Annotated in this window: 16 protein-coding genes and 1 other annotated feature; of the genes, 10 read left to right on the top strand and 6 right to left on the bottom strand. The window is 61.9% G+C overall.

All coding sequences use genetic code 11. The features are described 5' to 3' along the window. Positions 1 to 51 precede the first annotated feature (51 nt). From J0X03_RS15710 to speB, 4 genes are all read right to left on the bottom strand, one after another. Entirely contained in the window at positions 52 to 864 is an 813-nt protein-coding gene (locus J0X03_RS15710) for a nitrilase-related carbon-nitrogen hydrolase (RefSeq protein ID WP_160204137.1), read from the bottom strand. Beyond that, positions 861 to 2288, bottom strand: a complete 1428-nt coding sequence (locus J0X03_RS15715) for a purine-cytosine permease family protein (protein ID WP_206975661.1) — start codon at positions 2286 to 2288, stop codon at positions 861 to 863. Before J0X03_RS15715 ends, J0X03_RS15710 begins: the two co-directional genes overlap by 4 nt. Positions 2289 to 2304: 16 nt before the next feature. After that, positions 2305 to 3690: a sodium:solute symporter family protein gene (locus tag J0X03_RS15720; RefSeq protein WP_069100902.1), complete on the bottom strand. Its 1386-nt coding sequence runs from the start codon at positions 3688 to 3690 to the stop codon at positions 2305 to 2307. A 76-nt stretch (positions 3691 to 3766) separates the two neighbouring features. Beyond that, positions 3767 to 4699 carry an agmatinase gene (speB, locus tag J0X03_RS15725; protein ID WP_033642489.1) on the bottom strand — a complete coding sequence of 311 codons (933 nt, stop codon included), beginning with the start codon at positions 4697 to 4699 and terminating at the stop codon, positions 3767 to 3769. A gap of 250 nt (positions 4700 to 4949) precedes the next feature. Between speB and J0X03_RS15730 the strand changes: the two genes are divergently transcribed. Further along, a complete protein-coding gene (locus J0X03_RS15730; protein WP_046686735.1) occupies positions 4950 to 5864 on the top strand; it encodes a LysR family transcriptional regulator in 915 nt (304 codons plus the stop codon). A gap of 6 nt (positions 5865 to 5870) precedes the next feature. Here the strand turns inward: J0X03_RS15730 and J0X03_RS15735 are convergent, their stop codons facing one another. Further along, on the bottom strand, positions 5871 to 6695 hold the full coding sequence (locus J0X03_RS15735; protein WP_033642487.1) for an SDR family oxidoreductase: 825 nt from the start codon (positions 6693 to 6695) through the stop codon (positions 5871 to 5873). Between the two features lie 229 nt (positions 6696 to 6924). On the opposite strand from J0X03_RS15735, the gene hisL reads away from it, so the two are divergent. From hisL to hisIE, 9 genes are all read left to right on the top strand, one after another. Beyond that, entirely contained in the window at positions 6925 to 6972 is a 48-nt protein-coding gene (gene hisL, locus J0X03_RS15740; RefSeq protein WP_100396937.1) for a his operon leader peptide, read from the top strand. Continuing rightward, positions 6948 to 7074: a sequence feature (His leader region), on the top strand. Its footprint overlaps the gene before it by 25 nt. 71 nt (positions 7075 to 7145) lie before the next feature. Further along, on the top strand, positions 7146 to 8045 hold the full coding sequence (gene hisG / locus J0X03_RS15745; RefSeq protein ID WP_015377256.1) for an ATP phosphoribosyltransferase: 900 nt from the start codon (positions 7146 to 7148) through the stop codon (positions 8043 to 8045). A gap of 4 nt (positions 8046 to 8049) precedes the next feature. Beyond that, positions 8050 to 9357: a histidinol dehydrogenase gene (hisD, locus tag J0X03_RS15750; RefSeq protein ID WP_033642486.1), complete on the top strand. Its 1308-nt coding sequence runs from the start codon at positions 8050 to 8052 to the stop codon at positions 9355 to 9357. Next, positions 9354 to 10442 (top strand): histidinol-phosphate transaminase, encoded by a 1089-nt coding sequence (hisC, locus tag J0X03_RS15755; RefSeq protein WP_038881088.1) that lies wholly within the window; start codon positions 9354 to 9356, stop codon positions 10440 to 10442. The genes hisD and hisC overlap by 4 nt, the downstream gene beginning before the upstream one ends. Next, on the top strand, positions 10439 to 11506 hold the full coding sequence (gene hisB, locus J0X03_RS15760; RefSeq protein ID WP_015377254.1) for a bifunctional histidinol-phosphatase/imidazoleglycerol-phosphate dehydratase HisB: 1068 nt from the start codon (positions 10439 to 10441) through the stop codon (positions 11504 to 11506). The genes hisC and hisB overlap by 4 nt, the downstream gene beginning before the upstream one ends. Beyond that, the gene (gene hisH, locus J0X03_RS15765; protein WP_021504315.1) at positions 11506 to 12096 is read left to right on the top strand and encodes an imidazole glycerol phosphate synthase subunit HisH; all 591 of its coding nucleotides are present in this window, start codon (positions 11506 to 11508) and stop codon (positions 12094 to 12096) included. The genes hisB and hisH overlap by 1 nt, the downstream gene beginning before the upstream one ends. A gap of 5 nt (positions 12097 to 12101) precedes the next feature. Next, the gene (hisA, locus tag J0X03_RS15770; protein ID WP_096242089.1) at positions 12102 to 12839 is read left to right on the top strand and encodes a 1-(5-phosphoribosyl)-5-[(5-phosphoribosylamino)methylideneamino]imidazole-4-carboxamide isomerase; all 738 of its coding nucleotides are present in this window, start codon (positions 12102 to 12104) and stop codon (positions 12837 to 12839) included. Continuing rightward, the gene (gene hisF / locus J0X03_RS15775; protein WP_033642483.1) at positions 12821 to 13597 is read left to right on the top strand and encodes an imidazole glycerol phosphate synthase subunit HisF; all 777 of its coding nucleotides are present in this window, start codon (positions 12821 to 12823) and stop codon (positions 13595 to 13597) included. The genes hisA and hisF overlap by 19 nt, the downstream gene beginning before the upstream one ends. Next, positions 13591 to 14211: a bifunctional phosphoribosyl-AMP cyclohydrolase/phosphoribosyl-ATP diphosphatase HisIE gene (gene hisIE / locus J0X03_RS15780; protein ID WP_015377251.1), complete on the top strand. Its 621-nt coding sequence runs from the start codon at positions 13591 to 13593 to the stop codon at positions 14209 to 14211. Before hisF ends, hisIE begins: the two co-directional genes overlap by 7 nt. 74 nt (positions 14212 to 14285) lie before the next feature. Here hisIE and gndA read toward each other — a convergent pair whose 3' ends face one another. Next, positions 14286 to 15692: an NADP-dependent phosphogluconate dehydrogenase gene (gene gndA, locus J0X03_RS15785; RefSeq protein WP_004938815.1), complete on the bottom strand. Its 1407-nt coding sequence runs from the start codon at positions 15690 to 15692 to the stop codon at positions 14286 to 14288. Between the last annotated feature and the right edge of the window lie 519 nt (positions 15693 to 16211).

Here is a 16211-nt window from a genome sequence, read left to right on the forward strand (position 1 = left end):
CCGACGAAAACGATCGCGGGGCGGCTGGGATCACCAGCCGCCCCCGTTGCTTCAATACAGCATCGGACGCCGATCGCGATGCACGTGATTGTGGCGGCCGATGTGCTTGTCATCAGCCGCGCCGATATCCATCGATGCCAGCACCATGCCTTCGCCTGTCAGGCTCTGCGTCAACGGATAGCCGTCGGCGTCGACGATCACCGAACCGCCGATCCACACAACGCCGCGCTCCGTTTCGCAACGATCGCACACCGCGATGAACAGCCGATTGACGGCGGCGTTGGCCTGCGCCTTCACCATCTCCGCCGGCCGTTCGCCCTGCGGACGCGGCGCCAGCGGCCAGTTGACCGGCGCGCACAGCAGCTGAGCACCGGCCAACGCAGGCAAGCGCACCCACTCCGGAAACTCGAGGTCGTAACAGATCATCACCGCCAACCGGCCAAAACGCGTCTCGACGACCGGCGGCGGCCGATCGCCGGCGGTAAAGATCAAACTCTCTTCATGCCACAGGTGCGCTTTGCGATAAATCGCCCTCACCCCCTGCGCATCGATCAACGCCGCGCTGTTGGCCACCTCACCCTCGGGCAGGCGCTCGCAAAAACCGGCGACGATCGCCACATCCAGCTCACTCGCCAGGGCACACCACAGGCTGAGGCTAGGGCCGTCTTCGGCCTCGGCCAACGCCAGCGCCTCCGCCTTGTCGCGCAGCACGTAGCCGCTGTTCACCAACTCCGGCAACACGATGACGTTGGCGCCGCGCTGCGCTGCCCGGCGGATCGCCTGGGCGGACAGCGCCCGATTATGTTCCGCTTCCCCGACCCGCAGCGCCAACTGGCAGCATGCGACGCTGATTTTTTCCTTCACTCCCGTTCTCCTTCCAATAATCCCTCGCAACGCAACGCCACCGGCCGTTCGGCTTCAAGATCGAGCTTTCGGCACATGACGACATAAACGCTCCCGGCCACCAGCAAGCCGATCAGAAAAGCGATATCCGCGCCGCCCAGTAAAACAGCAAAGGGGCCGGTGTAAAAGCCCAACGTCATGAACGGCACCATCGCCAGCATGCCGATCGCGTAGGCCGTCAGACCGGAGTCGCCCCAACGGCCGTAGATCCCCACCGGGTTGAAGATTTCACCTATCGCGTAATGTCCGCCGCGCACCACGTAAAAGTCCATCAGATTCACCGCCGTCCAGGGCACCAGGAAATACAGCATCAGCAGCACGAAGGTATTGAAGCTGGCGAGATAGCTCGCCGGGATAGCCAACGCCACCGCGAACACCGTCAGAGCGACGACGCCGATGCCGGCCATGCGTAATTTCAACGTTGGCGTCACTTTACGGAACGCGTCAATCGCGCTGAGGCTGGTCAGCATCGCGCCATAACAGTTGACCGCCATGATGCCGACCAGCGAGGGCACCGCGATCAGCACGGCCAGCGTGCCAAACCCCGGGTAAACGGCATTACCCACCGCCTGTACGCTGCCGATCGCATCGGGGGCCGGTAGGGCTGAGGCCAGAAATGCGCCCAGCGACATCAGCCAAAGCGCCGATCCGGCCGCCCCCAGATAAGTCCAAAAGATCACGTTGGCAGACGGCGTTTCATGCGGCAAATAGCGCGAGTAGTCGGAGACATACACCGCGTAGCTGATCTGGTAGCCGGCGGCCGCCGACAGCTGAATCAAAAAAGCCGCCCACGAAAAATGCCCGGCGCCGACGACGGCGTCCATCCGCAGCGACAGCACGGCACCGACCGTCAGCACGCCGAACACCGCCATCATCACATAGGTCAGCCAGCGCTGCACCGCATGCAGCATATCGTGGCCGACGATCGCCAACAGCACGGCCACCGCGATCAGCAACGCATACCAAGGCGGACGGTGACCCGGCAATACCGTGTTGATCGCATCGGTCGCGAGAATAACGTTGAACACGTTGAAACCGATGTAAACAAACACCACGGCGGCAAAGGGAACGATGGCGCCACGCAGGCCGAATTGGGCCCGCGACTGGATCATCTGTGGCAGCCCCATGCGCGGCCCCTGATTGGCATGACACGCCATGAAGAACGTGCCGAACCCCACGCCGACGACAATGGCCAGCATTGAATAAAGCGCGCCCAACCCCAACGCCGGGCCGGTGAAACCGACCACCATCGTCGTCAAAACGAAATTACCGGTGAACCAAAACGGCGCCTGATGCCAAACCTTGCCATGCCGCTCGTGACGGGGCACATAGTCTATCGAGCGCACTTCAATTTTTGGGCGTGGCGCCACATTGCGATTGTTCATGTCCCACCTCGTCGTTTCAACGCTCGGTTTGGGTCTGCAGCTGCGGCGCCGGGCGGCTCAGCAAGCTGCCCAGCACGAAGGCGACGCCGCCGCCCAGCAGACCGCCGTAGATCGGGCTGTTGGCGTCGATGCCGTGCCAGATCATCAGCCCCACCACGCACAGGCTGCCGGCCAGCATGCTGGCGATGGCGCCGGCGCTGGTGGCGCGCGGCCAGAAGATAGCCCCCACCAACGGGATCAGCATGCCGCCCACCAACAGGTTGTAAGCCAGCGTTAGCGCCGCCAACACGTCGCGCACCACAAACGCCAGCCCCAGCATGACCGCGCCCATGAAAAGCGTGGTGAAGCGCCCGGCGGCCAGCCCGCCAGAAGGTTTGCGCCGGATGGCCGGCAGCACGTCCTCCAGTGCGATGGTCGAAGAGGCCAGCAGGCAGGCGCTGGCGGTGGACATCAGCGCCGCCAGGGCCGCCGCGGCCACCAGCCCGCTGACGCCGACCGGCAACACCGCCTGCGCGATGGCGGCGAAGGCGCCGTCGGTATTACTGAGCGACGGCAGCACGATCTTGCCGGCCATGCCGATCAGCGCGCCGGTAACGCCATACAGCACGCAATAGACGCCCGCCCCCAGCCCGGCGAAGCGCGCCACATTGGCGCTGCGGGCGGTGAACACCCGCTGCCAGATGTCCTGACCGATCAAAATGCCGAAGAAGTAGATCAGGAAAAATACCAGAATGGTATCCAGCCCGATCGACGACAGCTGGTAGTAACCGGCGGGCAGCAGGCTGGTGAACGCCTCCCAGCCGCCGGCCTTGACGATGCTCATCGGCATCAGCACCAGCATCATGCCGACGGTCATGATGATGAACTGAATGATGTCGGTCAGCGTCAGCGACCACATGCCCCCCAGCGTCGAATACAGTACCACCAGCCCGCCGCCGAGCAGGATAGACGCGCTGAACGACAGGCCGAACATCACCTGCATCACGCTGCCGATGGCGATGATCGAGGTCACCGCCACCATCAGGTCATACGCCAGCATGATCGCGCCGCTGGTGACCCGCGCCGCCGGGTGATACCGCCGCGACAGCACCTGGCTGACGGTATACAGTTTCAGTTTGAGCAGCGGTTTGGCCAGCACCAGACTCAGCACCACAATGCCCAGCCCGAGCGCGCCGCACAGCCAGACGCCGGAGATGCCGTAGGTGTAGCCGAGCTTGACGCTGCCGATGGTCGACGCGCCGCCGAGCACCACCGCCGACAGCGTGCCCAGATACAGCCCCGGCCCCAGGTTGCGCCCGGCCACCAGATACGCCTCTTTGGAGTTGGCGCGGCGAATGCCCATCCACCCCACCGCGCCTATCACCAGAAAGTAAATCACCACAACCAGCAGATCGAGATTCATGGGTACCTCCACTCCGTTGTTATTGTTATCGGGGGCCCGACGCAACCGCTCCGCCGGCAGGGTCAGTACGACGGCCTCAGCGGGCCGGCAGCACGCACAGCATTTCAAACAGCAGATTGGCCGCCAGCAGCGCCGTATTGCCGGAACGATCGTAAGGCGGCGACACCTCCACCACGTCGCCGCCAATCAGGTTCAGCCCACGGCAGCCGCGCACGATCTCCAGCCCTTGCCAAACCGACAGTCCGCCGACCTCCGGCGTGCCGGTGCCCGGCGCGAAGGCCGGATCCAGCCCGTCGATATCGAAACTGAGATAAACCGGCGCATCGCCCATCTGCTCGCGGATCTCCGCCATCAGCGGCGTCAGCGACCGATGCCAGCAAGCTTCGGCCGGCACCACGCGAAAGCCCTGGCGCCGTGACCAATCGAAGTCATCCGCCGCATAGCCGCTGCCGCGCAGACCAATCTGCACCACTTTTTCCGGCGCCAGCAGCCCCTCCTCAAACGCGCGGCGGAAGGTGGTGCCGTGCGCCAGCTGTTCACCAAACATCTCCTCGTTGGTGTCGGAATGCGCATCGACGTGGATCAGCCCGACCGGGCCATGTCGGCGGGCGATGGCGCGCAGCACCGGCAGCGTCAGGGTGTGGTCGCCACCAAGCGTCAACGGCGTGCAGCCGTGCGCCAGGATCTCGCGGTAAGCCGCCTCGATGCGCCGTACGCTGTCCGCCAGGCTGTAGGGGTTAATGGCGACGTCCCCCAGATCGGCCACCTGCAGCCGTTCGAATGGGGCGGAGCCGGTGCCCATGTTGTAGGGGCGGATCATCACCGACTCCTGGCGGATCTGGCGCGGGCCATAGCGGGTGCCGCTGCGATTGGAGGTGCCGATATCCAGAGGAATGCCGACAAAGGCGGCGTCCAGACCACGCGCCTGATCGGCGGCGGGCAGGCGCATCATGGTGGGGAGACCGGCAAAGCGCGGCATGTCGTTGCCGCTTTGGGGTTGGTTCAGCATGGCGTTTCCTTGTCTTGGGCTTGCGATAAATTGAAACATTTAAGCAACATTCGCAGACTACCCCGTTGACCGCACCGGCTACCATTCCCGCTTTTGCATGTAAACATCGAAAAACACGATGTAACTAACCCATTGAAGCGTTGATTTTTATTTCAATCTCATGCCATAAGAAAGGCCATATCTTCAGCGCCGCGCCTATTTCTTCGATGTTAAAAATGGGTTAAGCGGCCGACGTTCTGCGGAGGGGGCGATGCTCACTAACCTAAGCGATATCGATCTGAAGCTGTTGCGGGTGTTCGTCGCGGTGGCGGAAGCCCAGGGCGTCAGCGCCGCACAGGAAACGCTGCTGATGAACCAATCCACCATCAGCACCCATCTGGCCTCGCTGGAAACGCGACTGGGTTTTCGCCTGTGCCAGCGCGGGCGCTCCGGCTTCCGGCTGACGCCAAAAGGGGAACGCATGCTGATCGCCTGCCGCTCCTTGTTCAACGCCGCCCGCGACTTCACCCGGGTCAGCCAGTCGCTGAACGGCCTGCTGACCGGCGATCTGCAAATTGGTTTGGTGGATAACCTGGTTTCACTGCCGGGCAACCCGTTCAGTCAGGCCATCAAGCACTTTCAGCGGCGCCACCAGGACGTGCAATTGCAGTGCCGCATCTGTTCACCGAACGAGATTGAACAAGGGCTGCTGCACCGGCAGCTCGATCTGGGCATCGGCTACTTTGGCCAGCAGTTGGAGGCGTTGCGTTATCAACCGTGGCTGGAGGAGACGCAGGCGATCTATTGCAGTGAGGATCACCCGCTGTTCGCGGTGGAAGAACCCGAGCGCGAGCAGATTGAAAACGCGCGCTGGGTCAAACGCGGCTACCTGCTGGCGCACCAGCTGTGCCCGATCGCCCCGCCGCATCTGGCCGCGGTGGCCCACCACATGGAGAGCGTCGCCCATCTGGTGCTGAGCGGCACCTGTCTCGGTTATCTGCCCACCCACTATGCGGCGCGCTGGGTGGAGCAAGGGCTGCTGCGGCAGTTGGGCGGCGCAGCACTCTCTTACCGCGCCACGCTCAGCCTGGTCAGCCGCCCCGTCCAACCCGACGAGGCGTTGAACGCGCTGTTGGAGGATTTGGCGCGCGCCGGCGAAAAAAAGCCCCGCATGTGCGGGGCCTGACGGACGTTAACTGACCGGCATGCGCGCCGGATCGGGATACTGGTATTCAAAACCCAGCTCGTTGCAGATGCGGTTGCCGTCCACCAGCCGCTCATCCTGTTCCGCTTCGTCGGCAAACTGCGGCGGCTCCAGGTGCAACTGCTCGGCCAGGGCCGGATAGAAATCGCGCTTGGCCGGATGACGCGGCGCGCACAGGTTGTACACGTGGCCGCCCTTGGGCAGCTTGAGCAGCAGTTGGATGGCGGCGATGACGTCGTCCTGATGCACCAGATTCACCCCCTGCGAGCCCCCCTTCACATCGAGTTTTCCCGCCAGGAAGCGGCCTGGGTGGCGATCGGCGCCCACCAGCCCCGCCAGGCGCAGAATGTCCACCGAGGTATTCGGCAGCTCGTGCAGCCAGCGCTCCAGCTCGGCCAATACCCGGCCGGACGGCGAGACCGGCCGCAGCGGCGACTCTTCGCGCAGCGTGCCGGCGGTTTCGCCATACACCGAGGTGGAACTGGTGAAGATCACCCGCGGCACGCCGAAAGCCATTGCGCTGTCCACCAGCATGCGCACCGCATTGAAATAATTCTCGCTGCCTTCGACGGTGCGGCGCGCGGGCAGCGTGACCACCAGCGCATCCACGCGCAGCAACGACGCCAGATCGTCCGGATCGCAGATCAATTCCGGCGTCAGCTCCAACTGATAACATTCGATGCCGCTCATCCGCGCGGCCTCGACGCCGTCCGGCGTGGTTTTGCTGCCGACCACGTCGTACCCGCGGCCCATCAGCGACAACGCCAGCGGCATGCCCAACCAACCCAGACCAATAATGGCTACCTTTTTCATCCTCTTCCTCTCCTGAAGATCGCAGCGCCCTGCCCCTAAGGCTACGCCACTGCGCGCGGCGATACAATCTGACCGGCTTAAGGTTAGGTAAAGCCGTGTGTGGCTAATAACTCAACCTGTTTCAATAAATTAAATTTATGACGATAAAAAAGAGTTGCACGGCGGACAGCGGATAGTTTAGCTTAATTGCCATACGGTTTTTTACCGACTTTTGCTGAGAGAAAACACCATGACACGCGTTCAGTTCAACCACCATCATCACCATCACCCTGACTAGTCTTTCAGGCGATGTGTGCTGGAAGACGGTTTGTTAATCTTCCAGTGGCGCGCAGAACGCAAGAGAGAGCCCTCGGAAGATTTCTTCCGAGGGTTTTTTTTTGGCTCCGGACAGACAGAAAAGAATAGTTTTTACAATAAATTCATAAAATTACAGATTAAACAGAGGTTACCATGCTGGACAAGACACGTTTACGGATCGCAATGCAGAAGTCGGGCCGCCTGAGCGATGAATCCCAGGAATTGCTGGCGCGCTGCGGCATCAAGATTAACCTGCAGCAGCAGCGTCTGATCGCCTTCGCCGAAAACATGCCGATCGATATCCTGCGCGTGCGCGACGACGACATTCCGGGTCTGGTGATGGACGGCGTGGTCGATCTCGGCATCATCGGCGAGAACGTGCTGGAAGAAGAGCTGCTCAGCCGCCGCGCCCAGGGTGAAGACCCGCGCTACTTCACCCTGCGCCGCCTCGATTTCGGCGGCTGCCGCCTGTCGCTGGCCACCCCGCTCGACGCCGAATACGCCGGCCCACAAAGCCTGCAGGACGCCCGCATCGCCACCTCTTACCCGCACCTGCTGAAGCAATACCTCGACAAACAGGGCGTGCGCTTCAAATCTTGCCTGCTGAACGGCTCGGTGGAAGTGGCGCCGCGCGCCGGCCTGGCCGACGCCATCTGCGATCTGGTCTCTACCGGCGCCACGCTGGAGGCCAACGGCCTGCGCGAAGTGGAGGTGATCTACCGCTCCAAAGCTTGCCTGATCCAGCGCGACGGCGAAATGCCTGAAGCCAAACAGCAGCTGATTGACCGCCTGATGACCCGCATTCAGGGCGTGATCCAGGCGCGCGAATCCAAATACATCATGCTGCACGCGCCGAGCGAGAAGCTGGACGAGATCGTCGCGCTGCTGCCGGGCGCCGAACGCCCGACCATTCTGCCGCTGGCCGGCGCGCAGAACCGCGTGGCGATGCACATGGTCAGCAGCGAAACCCTGTTCTGGGAAACCATGGAAAAACTGAAAGCGCTCGGCGCCAGCTCGATTCTGGTGCTGCCGATTGAAAAGATGATGGAGTAACGCCATGTCGACCTTCAACACGCCGATCGATTGGGCGACGTGCAGCGCCGAACGCCAGGCCGAGCTGCTGATGCGTCCGGCGATCGCCGCTTCCGACAGCATCACCCGCACGGTGAACGAGATCCTCGACAACGTGAAGGCCAACGGCGATCGGGCGTTGCGCGACTACAGCGCCCGTTTCGACAAAGCGGAAGTCTCGGCGCTGCGCGTCAGCGCCGAGCAGATCGCCGCCGCCGCCGCGCGGTTGGGCGACGACATCAAACAGGCGATGGCGGTGGCCGTCGCCAACGTGGAAACCTTCCACAACGCGCAGCGACTGCCGCCGGTGGACGTCGAAACGCAACCGGGCGTGCGCTGCCAGCAGGTGACCCGCCCAATCGACTCGGTGGGACTGTATATTCCCGGCGGATCGGCGCCGCTGTTCTCCACCGTGCTGATGCTGGCGACGCCGGCGCGCATCGCCGGCTGCCGCCGGGTAGTGCTGTGCTCGCCGCCGCCGATCGCCGATGAGATCCTGTATGCGGCGCAGCTGTGCGGCGTGCAGGAAGTGTTTCAGGTCGGGGGCGCGCAGGCGATCGCCGCCCTGGCGTTCGGCACCGAAAGCGTGCCGCGCGTGGCGAAGATCTTCGGGCCGGGCAACGCCTTCGTGACCGAAGCCAAGCGGCAGGTCAGCCAGCGCCTTGACGGCGCGGCCATCGACATGCCGGCCGGTCCTTCAGAAGTGCTGGTGATCGCCGACGCCGGCGCCACCCCGGCATTTGTCGCTTCCGATCTGCTGTCGCAGGCCGAGCACGGCCCGGATTCGCAGGTGATCCTGCTGACGCCGGACGCGGCGATGGCGCAGGCGGTGGCCGACGCGGTGGAAAGCCAGCTGGCCGAGCTGCCGCGCGCCGACACCGCCCGCCAGGCGCTGGCGAGCAGCCGCCTGATCGTGGCGCGCGATCTGCCGGAGTGCGTGGCCATCAGCAACCGTTACGGCCCGGAGCACCTGATCATTCAGACCCGCAATGCGCGCGATCTGGTGGACGGCATCACCAGCGCCGGTTCGGTGTTCCTCGGCGACTGGTCGCCGGAGTCCGCCGGCGATTACGCCTCCGGCACCAACCACGTGCTGCCGACCTACGGCTACACCGCCACCTGCTCAAGCCTCGGGCTGGCCGATTTCCAAAAACGCATGACGGTGCAGGAGCTGACGCCGCAGGGCTTCAGCAACCTGGCCGCCACCATCGAGACGCTGGCTGCCGCCGAGCAGCTGATCGCCCACAAGAACGCCGTGACCCTGCGCGTCGCCGCCCTGAAGGAGCAAGCATGAGCATCGAAAAACTGGCGCGCGCCAACGTTCGCGAGCTGACCCCTTATCAATCGGCGCGCCGCCTCGGCGGCAAGGGCGACGTATGGCTGAACGCCAACGAATACCCGATCGCCCCGGAATTCCAGCTGACCGCGCAAACCTTCAACCGCTATCCGGAGTGCCAGCCGGCGCAGGTGATCGAACGCTACGCCGCCTATGCCGGGGTCAAGAAAGAGCAGGTGCTGGTCAGCCGCGGCGCCGATGAAGGCATCGAGCTGCTGATCCGCGCCTTCTGCGAGCCGGGCAAAGACGCCATTCTGTTCTGCCCGCCGACCTACGGCATGTACGCCGTCAGCGCCGAAACCTTTGGCGTGGAGCGCCGCACCGTGGCCGCCAAAGAGGACTGGCAGTTGGATCTGCCAGCCATCGCGGACAGCCTGGACAACGTGAAACTGATCTACGTCTGCAGCCCGAACAACCCGACCGGTAACCTGATTGACCCGGACTCTCTGCGCAGCCTGCTGGAGATGGCCAAAGGCAGAGCGATCGTCGCGGTGGACGAAGCCTATATCGAGTTTTGCCCGCAGGCCTCGGTGGCCGGGTGGCTGAGCGACTATCCACACCTGGCTATTCTGCGCACGCTGTCGAAGGCCTTTGCGCTGGCCGGCCTGCGCTGCGGCTTTACGCTCGCCAACGAAGATCTGATCGCCCTGCTGCTGAAGGTGATCGCGCCTTACCCGCTCTCGACACCGGTGGCGGATATCGCCGCGCAGGCGCTGAGCGAAGAAGGTATCCGCACCATGCGCCAGCGCGTCACCGACATCGCCGCTACCCGCAGCTGGCTGCAGCAACAGCTGGAGAAATGCGCCTGCGTCGAGCAGGTTTTCGCCAGCGACAGCAATTACCTGCTGGCCCGCTTCACCGCCTCAAGTAATGTGTTTAAAAGCTTGTGGGATCAGGGCATTATCTTACGAGACCAAAACAAACAGCCCGGGTTGTCCGGCTGCCTGCGCATCACCATAGGCACCCGCGACGAATGTCAACGCGTGGTGGACGCCTTGTCCACCCTACCCGGTGCCAACCAGACTCGCCAGGAGCCAATGTGAGCCAAAAAATCCTCTTTATCGATCGTGACGGCACGCTGATCGCCGAGCCACCGGAAGATTTCCAGGTTGACCGCCTGGACAAGCTGGCGCTCGAGCCAGACGTGATCCCTTCCCTGCTGGCGCTGCAACAGGCGGGGTATCAGCTGGTGATGATCACCAATCAGGATGGGCTCGGCACCGCCAGTTTCCCGCAGGAAACCTTCGATCCGCCGCACAACCTGATGATGCAGATCCTCAGCTCGCAGGGCATTCAGTTCGCCGACGTGTTGATCTGCCCGCACCTGCCGGCGGACAACTGCGACTGCCGCAAGCCGAAGACCGCGCTGGTGAAGGGTTATCTCGAACCCGGCGTGCTCGATACCGCCCACAGCTACGTGATCGGCGATCGGCCGACCGACGTGCAGCTGGCAGAAAACATGGGCATTCAGGGGCTGCGCTACCAGCGCGGCGTGCTGGGCTGGAAAGAGATCGTGCGCCAGCTGACCCTGCGCGACCGCCATGCGCGGGTTAACCGCGTGACCAAAGAGACGCAGATCGATGTCAACGTCTGGCTGGATCGCGAAGGCGGCAGCAAAATCAAAACCGGCGTCGGCTTCTTCGACCACATGCTGGATCAGATCGCCACCCACGGCGGCTTCCGCATGGAGATCGACGTCAAAGGCGACCTGTATATCGACGATCACCACACCGTAGAGGACACCGGCCTGGCGCTGGGCGAAGCGTTGAACAAGGCGCTGGGCGACAAGCGCGGCATTGCCCGCTTCGGCTTCGTGCTGCCGATGGACGAGTGTCTGGCGCGCTGCGCGCTGGATATCTCCGGCCGCCCGCACCTGGAGTACAAGGCCGAGTTCAACTATCAGCGCGTCGGCGATCTCAGCACCGAAATGGTCGAGCACTTCTTCCGCTCGCTCTCCTACACCATGGGTTGCACGCTGCACCTGAAGACCAAAGGCAAAAACGACCACCACCGGGTCGAAAGCCTGTTCAAAGTGTTTGGCCGCACGCTGCGCCAGGCGATCCGCGTCGAGGGCAATACCCTGCCGAGCTCGAAAGGAGTGCTGTGATGAACGTGGTGATTTTGGATACCGGCTGCGCCAACCTGGCCTCCGTCACCTATGCGGTGCGGCGCCTGGGCTATCAGCCGGAAGTGAGCCGCGATCCGGAGATCGTGCTGCGCGCCGACAAGCTGTTCCTGCCGGGCGTCGGCACCGCGCAGGCGGCGATGGATCAGCTGCGCGAACGCGATCTGATCGAACTGATCAGGGCCTGCACTCAGCCGGTGCTGGGCATCTGCCTCGGCATGCAGCTGCTGGCGGCCAGCAGCGAAGAGAACGGCGGCATAACGACGCTCGGCCTCATCGATACGCCGGTAAAGCAGATGACCGACTTCGGCCTGCCGCTGCCGCATATGGGTTGGAACCAGGTATCCGCGCAGGCGGGCCACCATCTGTTCCGCGGCATCGATGACGGCGCCTACTTCTATTTCGTTCACAGCTATGCGATGCCGATATGCCCCAGCACCATCGCTCAGGCGAACTACGGCGAGCCCTTCACCGCCGCCGTGCAAAAAGACAACTTCTTCGGCGTACAGTTTCATCCAGAACGATCTGGAGCGGCCGGCGCGCAACTGTTGAAAAACTTTCTGGAGATGTAGGCAGCATGATTATTCCGGCTTTGGATTTGATCGACGGCAACGTGGTGCGTTTGCATCAGGGCGATTACGGCCAACAGCGCGACTACGGCAACGATCCGCTGCTGCGCCTGCAGGACTATCAACAACAGGGCGCCCAGGTGCTGCACCTGGTCGATCTGACCGGCGCCAAAGATCCGGCCGCGCGCCAGATCCCGCTGCTGCGCAAGCTGCTGGCGGGGGTTAACGTGCCGGTGCAGGTCGGCGGCGGCATCCGCAACGAGCAAGACGTCAGCGCCCTGCTGGAGGCCGGCGCCACGCGCGTGGTGATCGGCTCCACCGCGGTGAAACAGCCGCAGCTGGTGCAAAGCTGGTTCGAACGCTATGGCGCCGACGCGCTGGTACTGGCGTTGGATGTGCGCATCGACGCGCAGGGCGTGAAGCGAGTGGCCATCAGCGGCTGGCAGGAGGATTCCGACGCCACGCTTGAACAGGTGGTAGAGCAGTTCCTGCCCTACGGGCTGAAACACGTGCTGTGCACCGACATTTCGCGCGACGGCACGCTGGCCGGTTCCAACGTGGCACTGTATCAGGCGATCAGCCGCCGCTATCCGCAAGTGGCCTTCCAGGCCTCAGGCGGCATCGGCAATATGGACGACATCGCCCAGTTGCGCGGCAGCGGCGTTGCCGGCGTGATCGTCGGGCGCGCCCTGCTGGAAGGTAAATTTAGCGTTGAGGAGGCGATTGCATGCTGGCAAAACGGATAATCCCGTGTCTGGATGTTAAAGACGGGCAAGTGGTGAAAGGCGTGCAGTTCCGCAACCACGAAATCATCGGCGACATCGTGCCGCTGGCGCAGCGCTATGCGCAAGAAGGCGCGGACGAGCTGGTGTTTTACGATATCACCGCATCGAGCGACGGCCGGGTGGTGGACAAAAGCTGGGTGTCGCGCGTGGCGGAGGTGATTGATATTCCGTTCTGCGTCGCCGGCGGCATTAAAAGCGCCGAGGACGCCAGCCAGATCCTGTCTTTCGGCGCCGACAAAATCTCCATCAACTCACCGGCGCTGGCCGATCCCGATCTGATTAGCCGCCTGGCGGATCGCTTTGGCGTGCAGTGCATCGTGGTGGGCATCGATACCTGGTTCGACAGTGAAACCGGCAAGTATCACGTCAATCAATATACCGGCGACGAGAGCCGCACCCGCGTCACCCAGTGGGAAACCCTCGACTGGGTGCAGGAAGTGCAGCGCCGCGGCGCCGGTGAGATCGTGCTGAACATGATGAACCAGGACGGCGTGCGCAACGGTTACGATCTGCAGCAGCTGCGTCGGGTGCGCGAGGTCTGCAAAGTGCCGCTGATCGCCTCCGGCGGCGCGGGCACGATGGAGCACTTCCTGGAAGCGTTCCGCGATGCGGACGTCGACGGCGCGCTGGCGGCATCGGTGTTCCACAAACAAATCATCAATATCGGCGAACTGAAAAGGTTCCTGGTCGAACAAGGCGTGGAGATTCGCGTGTGCTGACAGAACAACAGAGAAACCAGCTGGACTGGGAGAAAACCGACGGCCTGATGCCGGCCATCGTGCAACACGCCGTTTCCGGCGAAGTGCTGATGCTGGGTTACATGACGCCGGAAGCGCTGGCGACCACCGAGCAGAGCGGCAATGTCACCTTCTTTTCGCGCACCAAGCAGCGCCTGTGGACCAAAGGCGAAAGTTCCGGCCACTTCCTCAAGGTGGTCAGCATCACGCCGGACTGCGATAACGACACGCTGCTGGTATTGGCCAACCCGATCGGCCCGACCTGCCACCTGGGCAACAGCAGCTGCTTCCATCCGGCCGCCAGCGACTGGACGTTCCTCTATCAGCTGGAACAGCTGTTGGCGGAGCGCAAGCATGCCAGCCCGGACAGCTCATACACCGCCAGCCTGTACGCCAGCGGCACCAAACGCATCGCGCAGAAGGTCGGGGAAGAAGGCGTGGAAACCGCGCTGGCCGCCACGGTCAACGATCGCGAAGAGCTGACCAACGAGGCCTCGGATCTGATCTATCACTTGCTGGTGCTGCTGCAGGACCAGGATTTGGATCTGAGCGCGGTGATCGGCCGGCTGCGCGAGCGGCATCAGAAAAAAGCGTGACATTAAATCACGCGCAATAAAAAAGCCGCCGGGCGTTAACCTCGGCGGCTTTTTTTATCGCTCAACGAGTGGGCTTATTCCATCCATTCGGTATGGAACACGCCTTCCTTGTCGATGCGTTTGTAGGTGTGCGCACCGAAATAGTCGCGCTGCGCCTGGATCAGGTTAGCCGGCAGCACCGCTGAACGGTAGCTGTCATAGTAAGCGATCGCGGCGGAGAAGGTTGGCGTAGGGATACCGTTCTGCACGGCATAGGCCACCACGTCGCGCAGCGCCTGCTGGTACTCGTCGGCGATTTGCTTGAAGTATGGCGCCAGCAGCAGGTTGGCGATATCGGCATCCGCTGCGTAAGCGTCGGTGATCTTCTGCAGGAACTGGGCACGGATGATACAGCCGGCGCGGAAGATCTTGGCGATTTCGCCGTAGTGCAGATCCCAGTTGTTTTCTTTGGACGCGGCTTTCAGCTGAGAGAAGCCCTGCGCGTAGGATACGATCTTGCCCAAATACAGCGCGCGACGCACTTTCTCGATGAACTCGGCTTTGTCGCCGGTGAACGGTGCCACTTTCGGCCCGGTCAGCACTTTAGACGCGGCAACGCGCTGATCTTTCAGCGAGGACAGGTAGCGTGCGAACACCGATTCGGTGATCAGCGACAGCGGTTCGCCCAGATCCAGCGAGCTCTGGCTGGTCCACTTGCCGGTGCCTTTGTTGGCGGCTTCGTCCAGGATCACATCGACCAGGTATTTACCCTCTTCGTCTTTCTTGGTGAAGATGTCTTTGGTGATGTCGATCAGGTAGCTGTTCAGCTCACCCTTGTTCCACTCGGCGAAGGTTTCGGCCAGCTGCTCGTTGCTCAGGTTCAGCGCCTGCTTCAGCAGAGAATAGGCTTCGGCAATCAGCTGCATGTCGCCGTATTCGATGCCGTTGTGCACCATCTTCACATAGTGGCCGGCACCGTCAGCGCCGATATAAGTCACGCAAGGCTCGCCTTCCGCAACCGCAGCGATTTTCTCCAGGATCGGCGCCACCAGCTCGTAAGCTTCTTTCTGGCCGCCAGGCATGATGGAAGGCCCTTTCAGCGCGCCCTCTTCACCGCCGGAAACGCCGGTGCCGATGAAATTGAAGCCCTGGTCGGACAGTTCGCGGTTACGACGGATGGTGTCCTGATAGTAGGTGTTGCCGCCATCGATCAGGATATCGCCCTTGTCCAGGTGCGGAGTCAGCGAGGCAATGGTTTTATCCGTCGCTTCGCCCGCTTTCACCATCAGCAGGATGCGGCGCGGTTTTTCCAGCGATTCGACAAACTCTTCAACGGTGTAATACGGCGCCAGGTTTTTGCCCGGGTTCTCAGCGATCACTTCGTCAGTCTTGTCGCCAGAACGGTTGAAAATGGAAACGGTGTAACCACGGCTCTCGATGTTCAGCGCGAGGTTGCGGCCCATTACCGCCATGCCGACAACGCCGATTTGTTGCTTGGACATTTAGGAACTCCTGTCTGAGATAATTACTACATTGTAATCATATAGTTATACAACATAGTAGGGATGCATTGCTTTATTGTACATGATTATTCCTAAGCATGTACCTATCGCAGCCATAACAATCTTTACAAAATCACGCACAGTTGGCAGTTCTGTATACGCCCTGAGCTCATTGCTACATTACCGGTAACATTGCAGAAAAGAAAAGGTTCGGATGTGCGGTCTGCCGCATCATGTCAACGGTTAAAAATCAACCAGAATATGTGGACCAAGATGAGGATACCGCATCGCCGAACCTGCTCCACACCCTCGAAAGAAACCATCCAATGACGCGCCACGCTTGCATTTTGGCCTGTAATCCTACAATTCCTAGCAATTGCACATATCTCATTTGAATATGTCACCACTGGTTACTAGGAACAGACTGAAACCCTGAAAATCCAGAGGCATTACAAGTGATTTGGTGGTAGGATAATAAAGGTTTTCTAGCCTATTTTTGCTGAAAATAGTTTCAGCATA

It is taken from the genome of Serratia ureilytica, assembly GCF_017309605.1.
Lineage (GTDB): Bacteria > Pseudomonadota > Gammaproteobacteria > Enterobacterales > Enterobacteriaceae > Serratia > Serratia ureilytica.

What these genes read in the sequence shown, in the direction of transcription:
- speB (WP_033642489.1), bottom strand. Translation starts at nt 4,699, where the DNA reads ATGCTGAACCAACCCCAAAGCGGCAACGACATGCCGCGCTTTGCCGGT.
- J0X03_RS15715 (WP_206975661.1), bottom strand. Translation starts at nt 2,288, where the DNA reads ATGAACAATCGCAATGTGGCGCCACGCCCAAAAATTGAAGTGCGCTCG.
- hisC (WP_038881088.1), top strand. Translation starts at nt 9,354, where the DNA reads ATGAGCATCGAAAAACTGGCGCGCGCCAACGTTCGCGAGCTGACCCCT.
- hisF (WP_033642483.1), top strand. Translation starts at nt 12,821, where the DNA reads ATGCTGGCAAAACGGATAATCCCGTGTCTGGATGTTAAAGACGGGCAA.
- hisD (WP_033642486.1), top strand. Translation starts at nt 8,050, where the DNA reads ATGTCGACCTTCAACACGCCGATCGATTGGGCGACGTGCAGCGCCGAA.
- hisH (WP_021504315.1), top strand. Translation starts at nt 11,506, where the DNA reads ATGAACGTGGTGATTTTGGATACCGGCTGCGCCAACCTGGCCTCCGTC.
- J0X03_RS15735 (WP_033642487.1), bottom strand. Translation starts at nt 6,695, where the DNA reads ATGAAAAAGGTAGCCATTATTGGTCTGGGTTGGTTGGGCATGCCGCTG.
- gndA (WP_004938815.1), bottom strand. Translation starts at nt 15,692, where the DNA reads ATGTCCAAGCAACAAATCGGCGTTGTCGGCATGGCGGTAATGGGCCGC.
- J0X03_RS15720 (WP_069100902.1), bottom strand. Translation starts at nt 3,690, where the DNA reads ATGAATCTCGATCTGCTGGTTGTGGTGATTTACTTTCTGGTGATAGGC.
- hisG (WP_015377256.1), top strand. Translation starts at nt 7,146, where the DNA reads ATGCTGGACAAGACACGTTTACGGATCGCAATGCAGAAGTCGGGCCGC.
- hisA (WP_096242089.1), top strand. Translation starts at nt 12,102, where the DNA reads ATGATTATTCCGGCTTTGGATTTGATCGACGGCAACGTGGTGCGTTTG.
- J0X03_RS15730 (WP_046686735.1), top strand. Translation starts at nt 4,950, where the DNA reads ATGCTCACTAACCTAAGCGATATCGATCTGAAGCTGTTGCGGGTGTTC.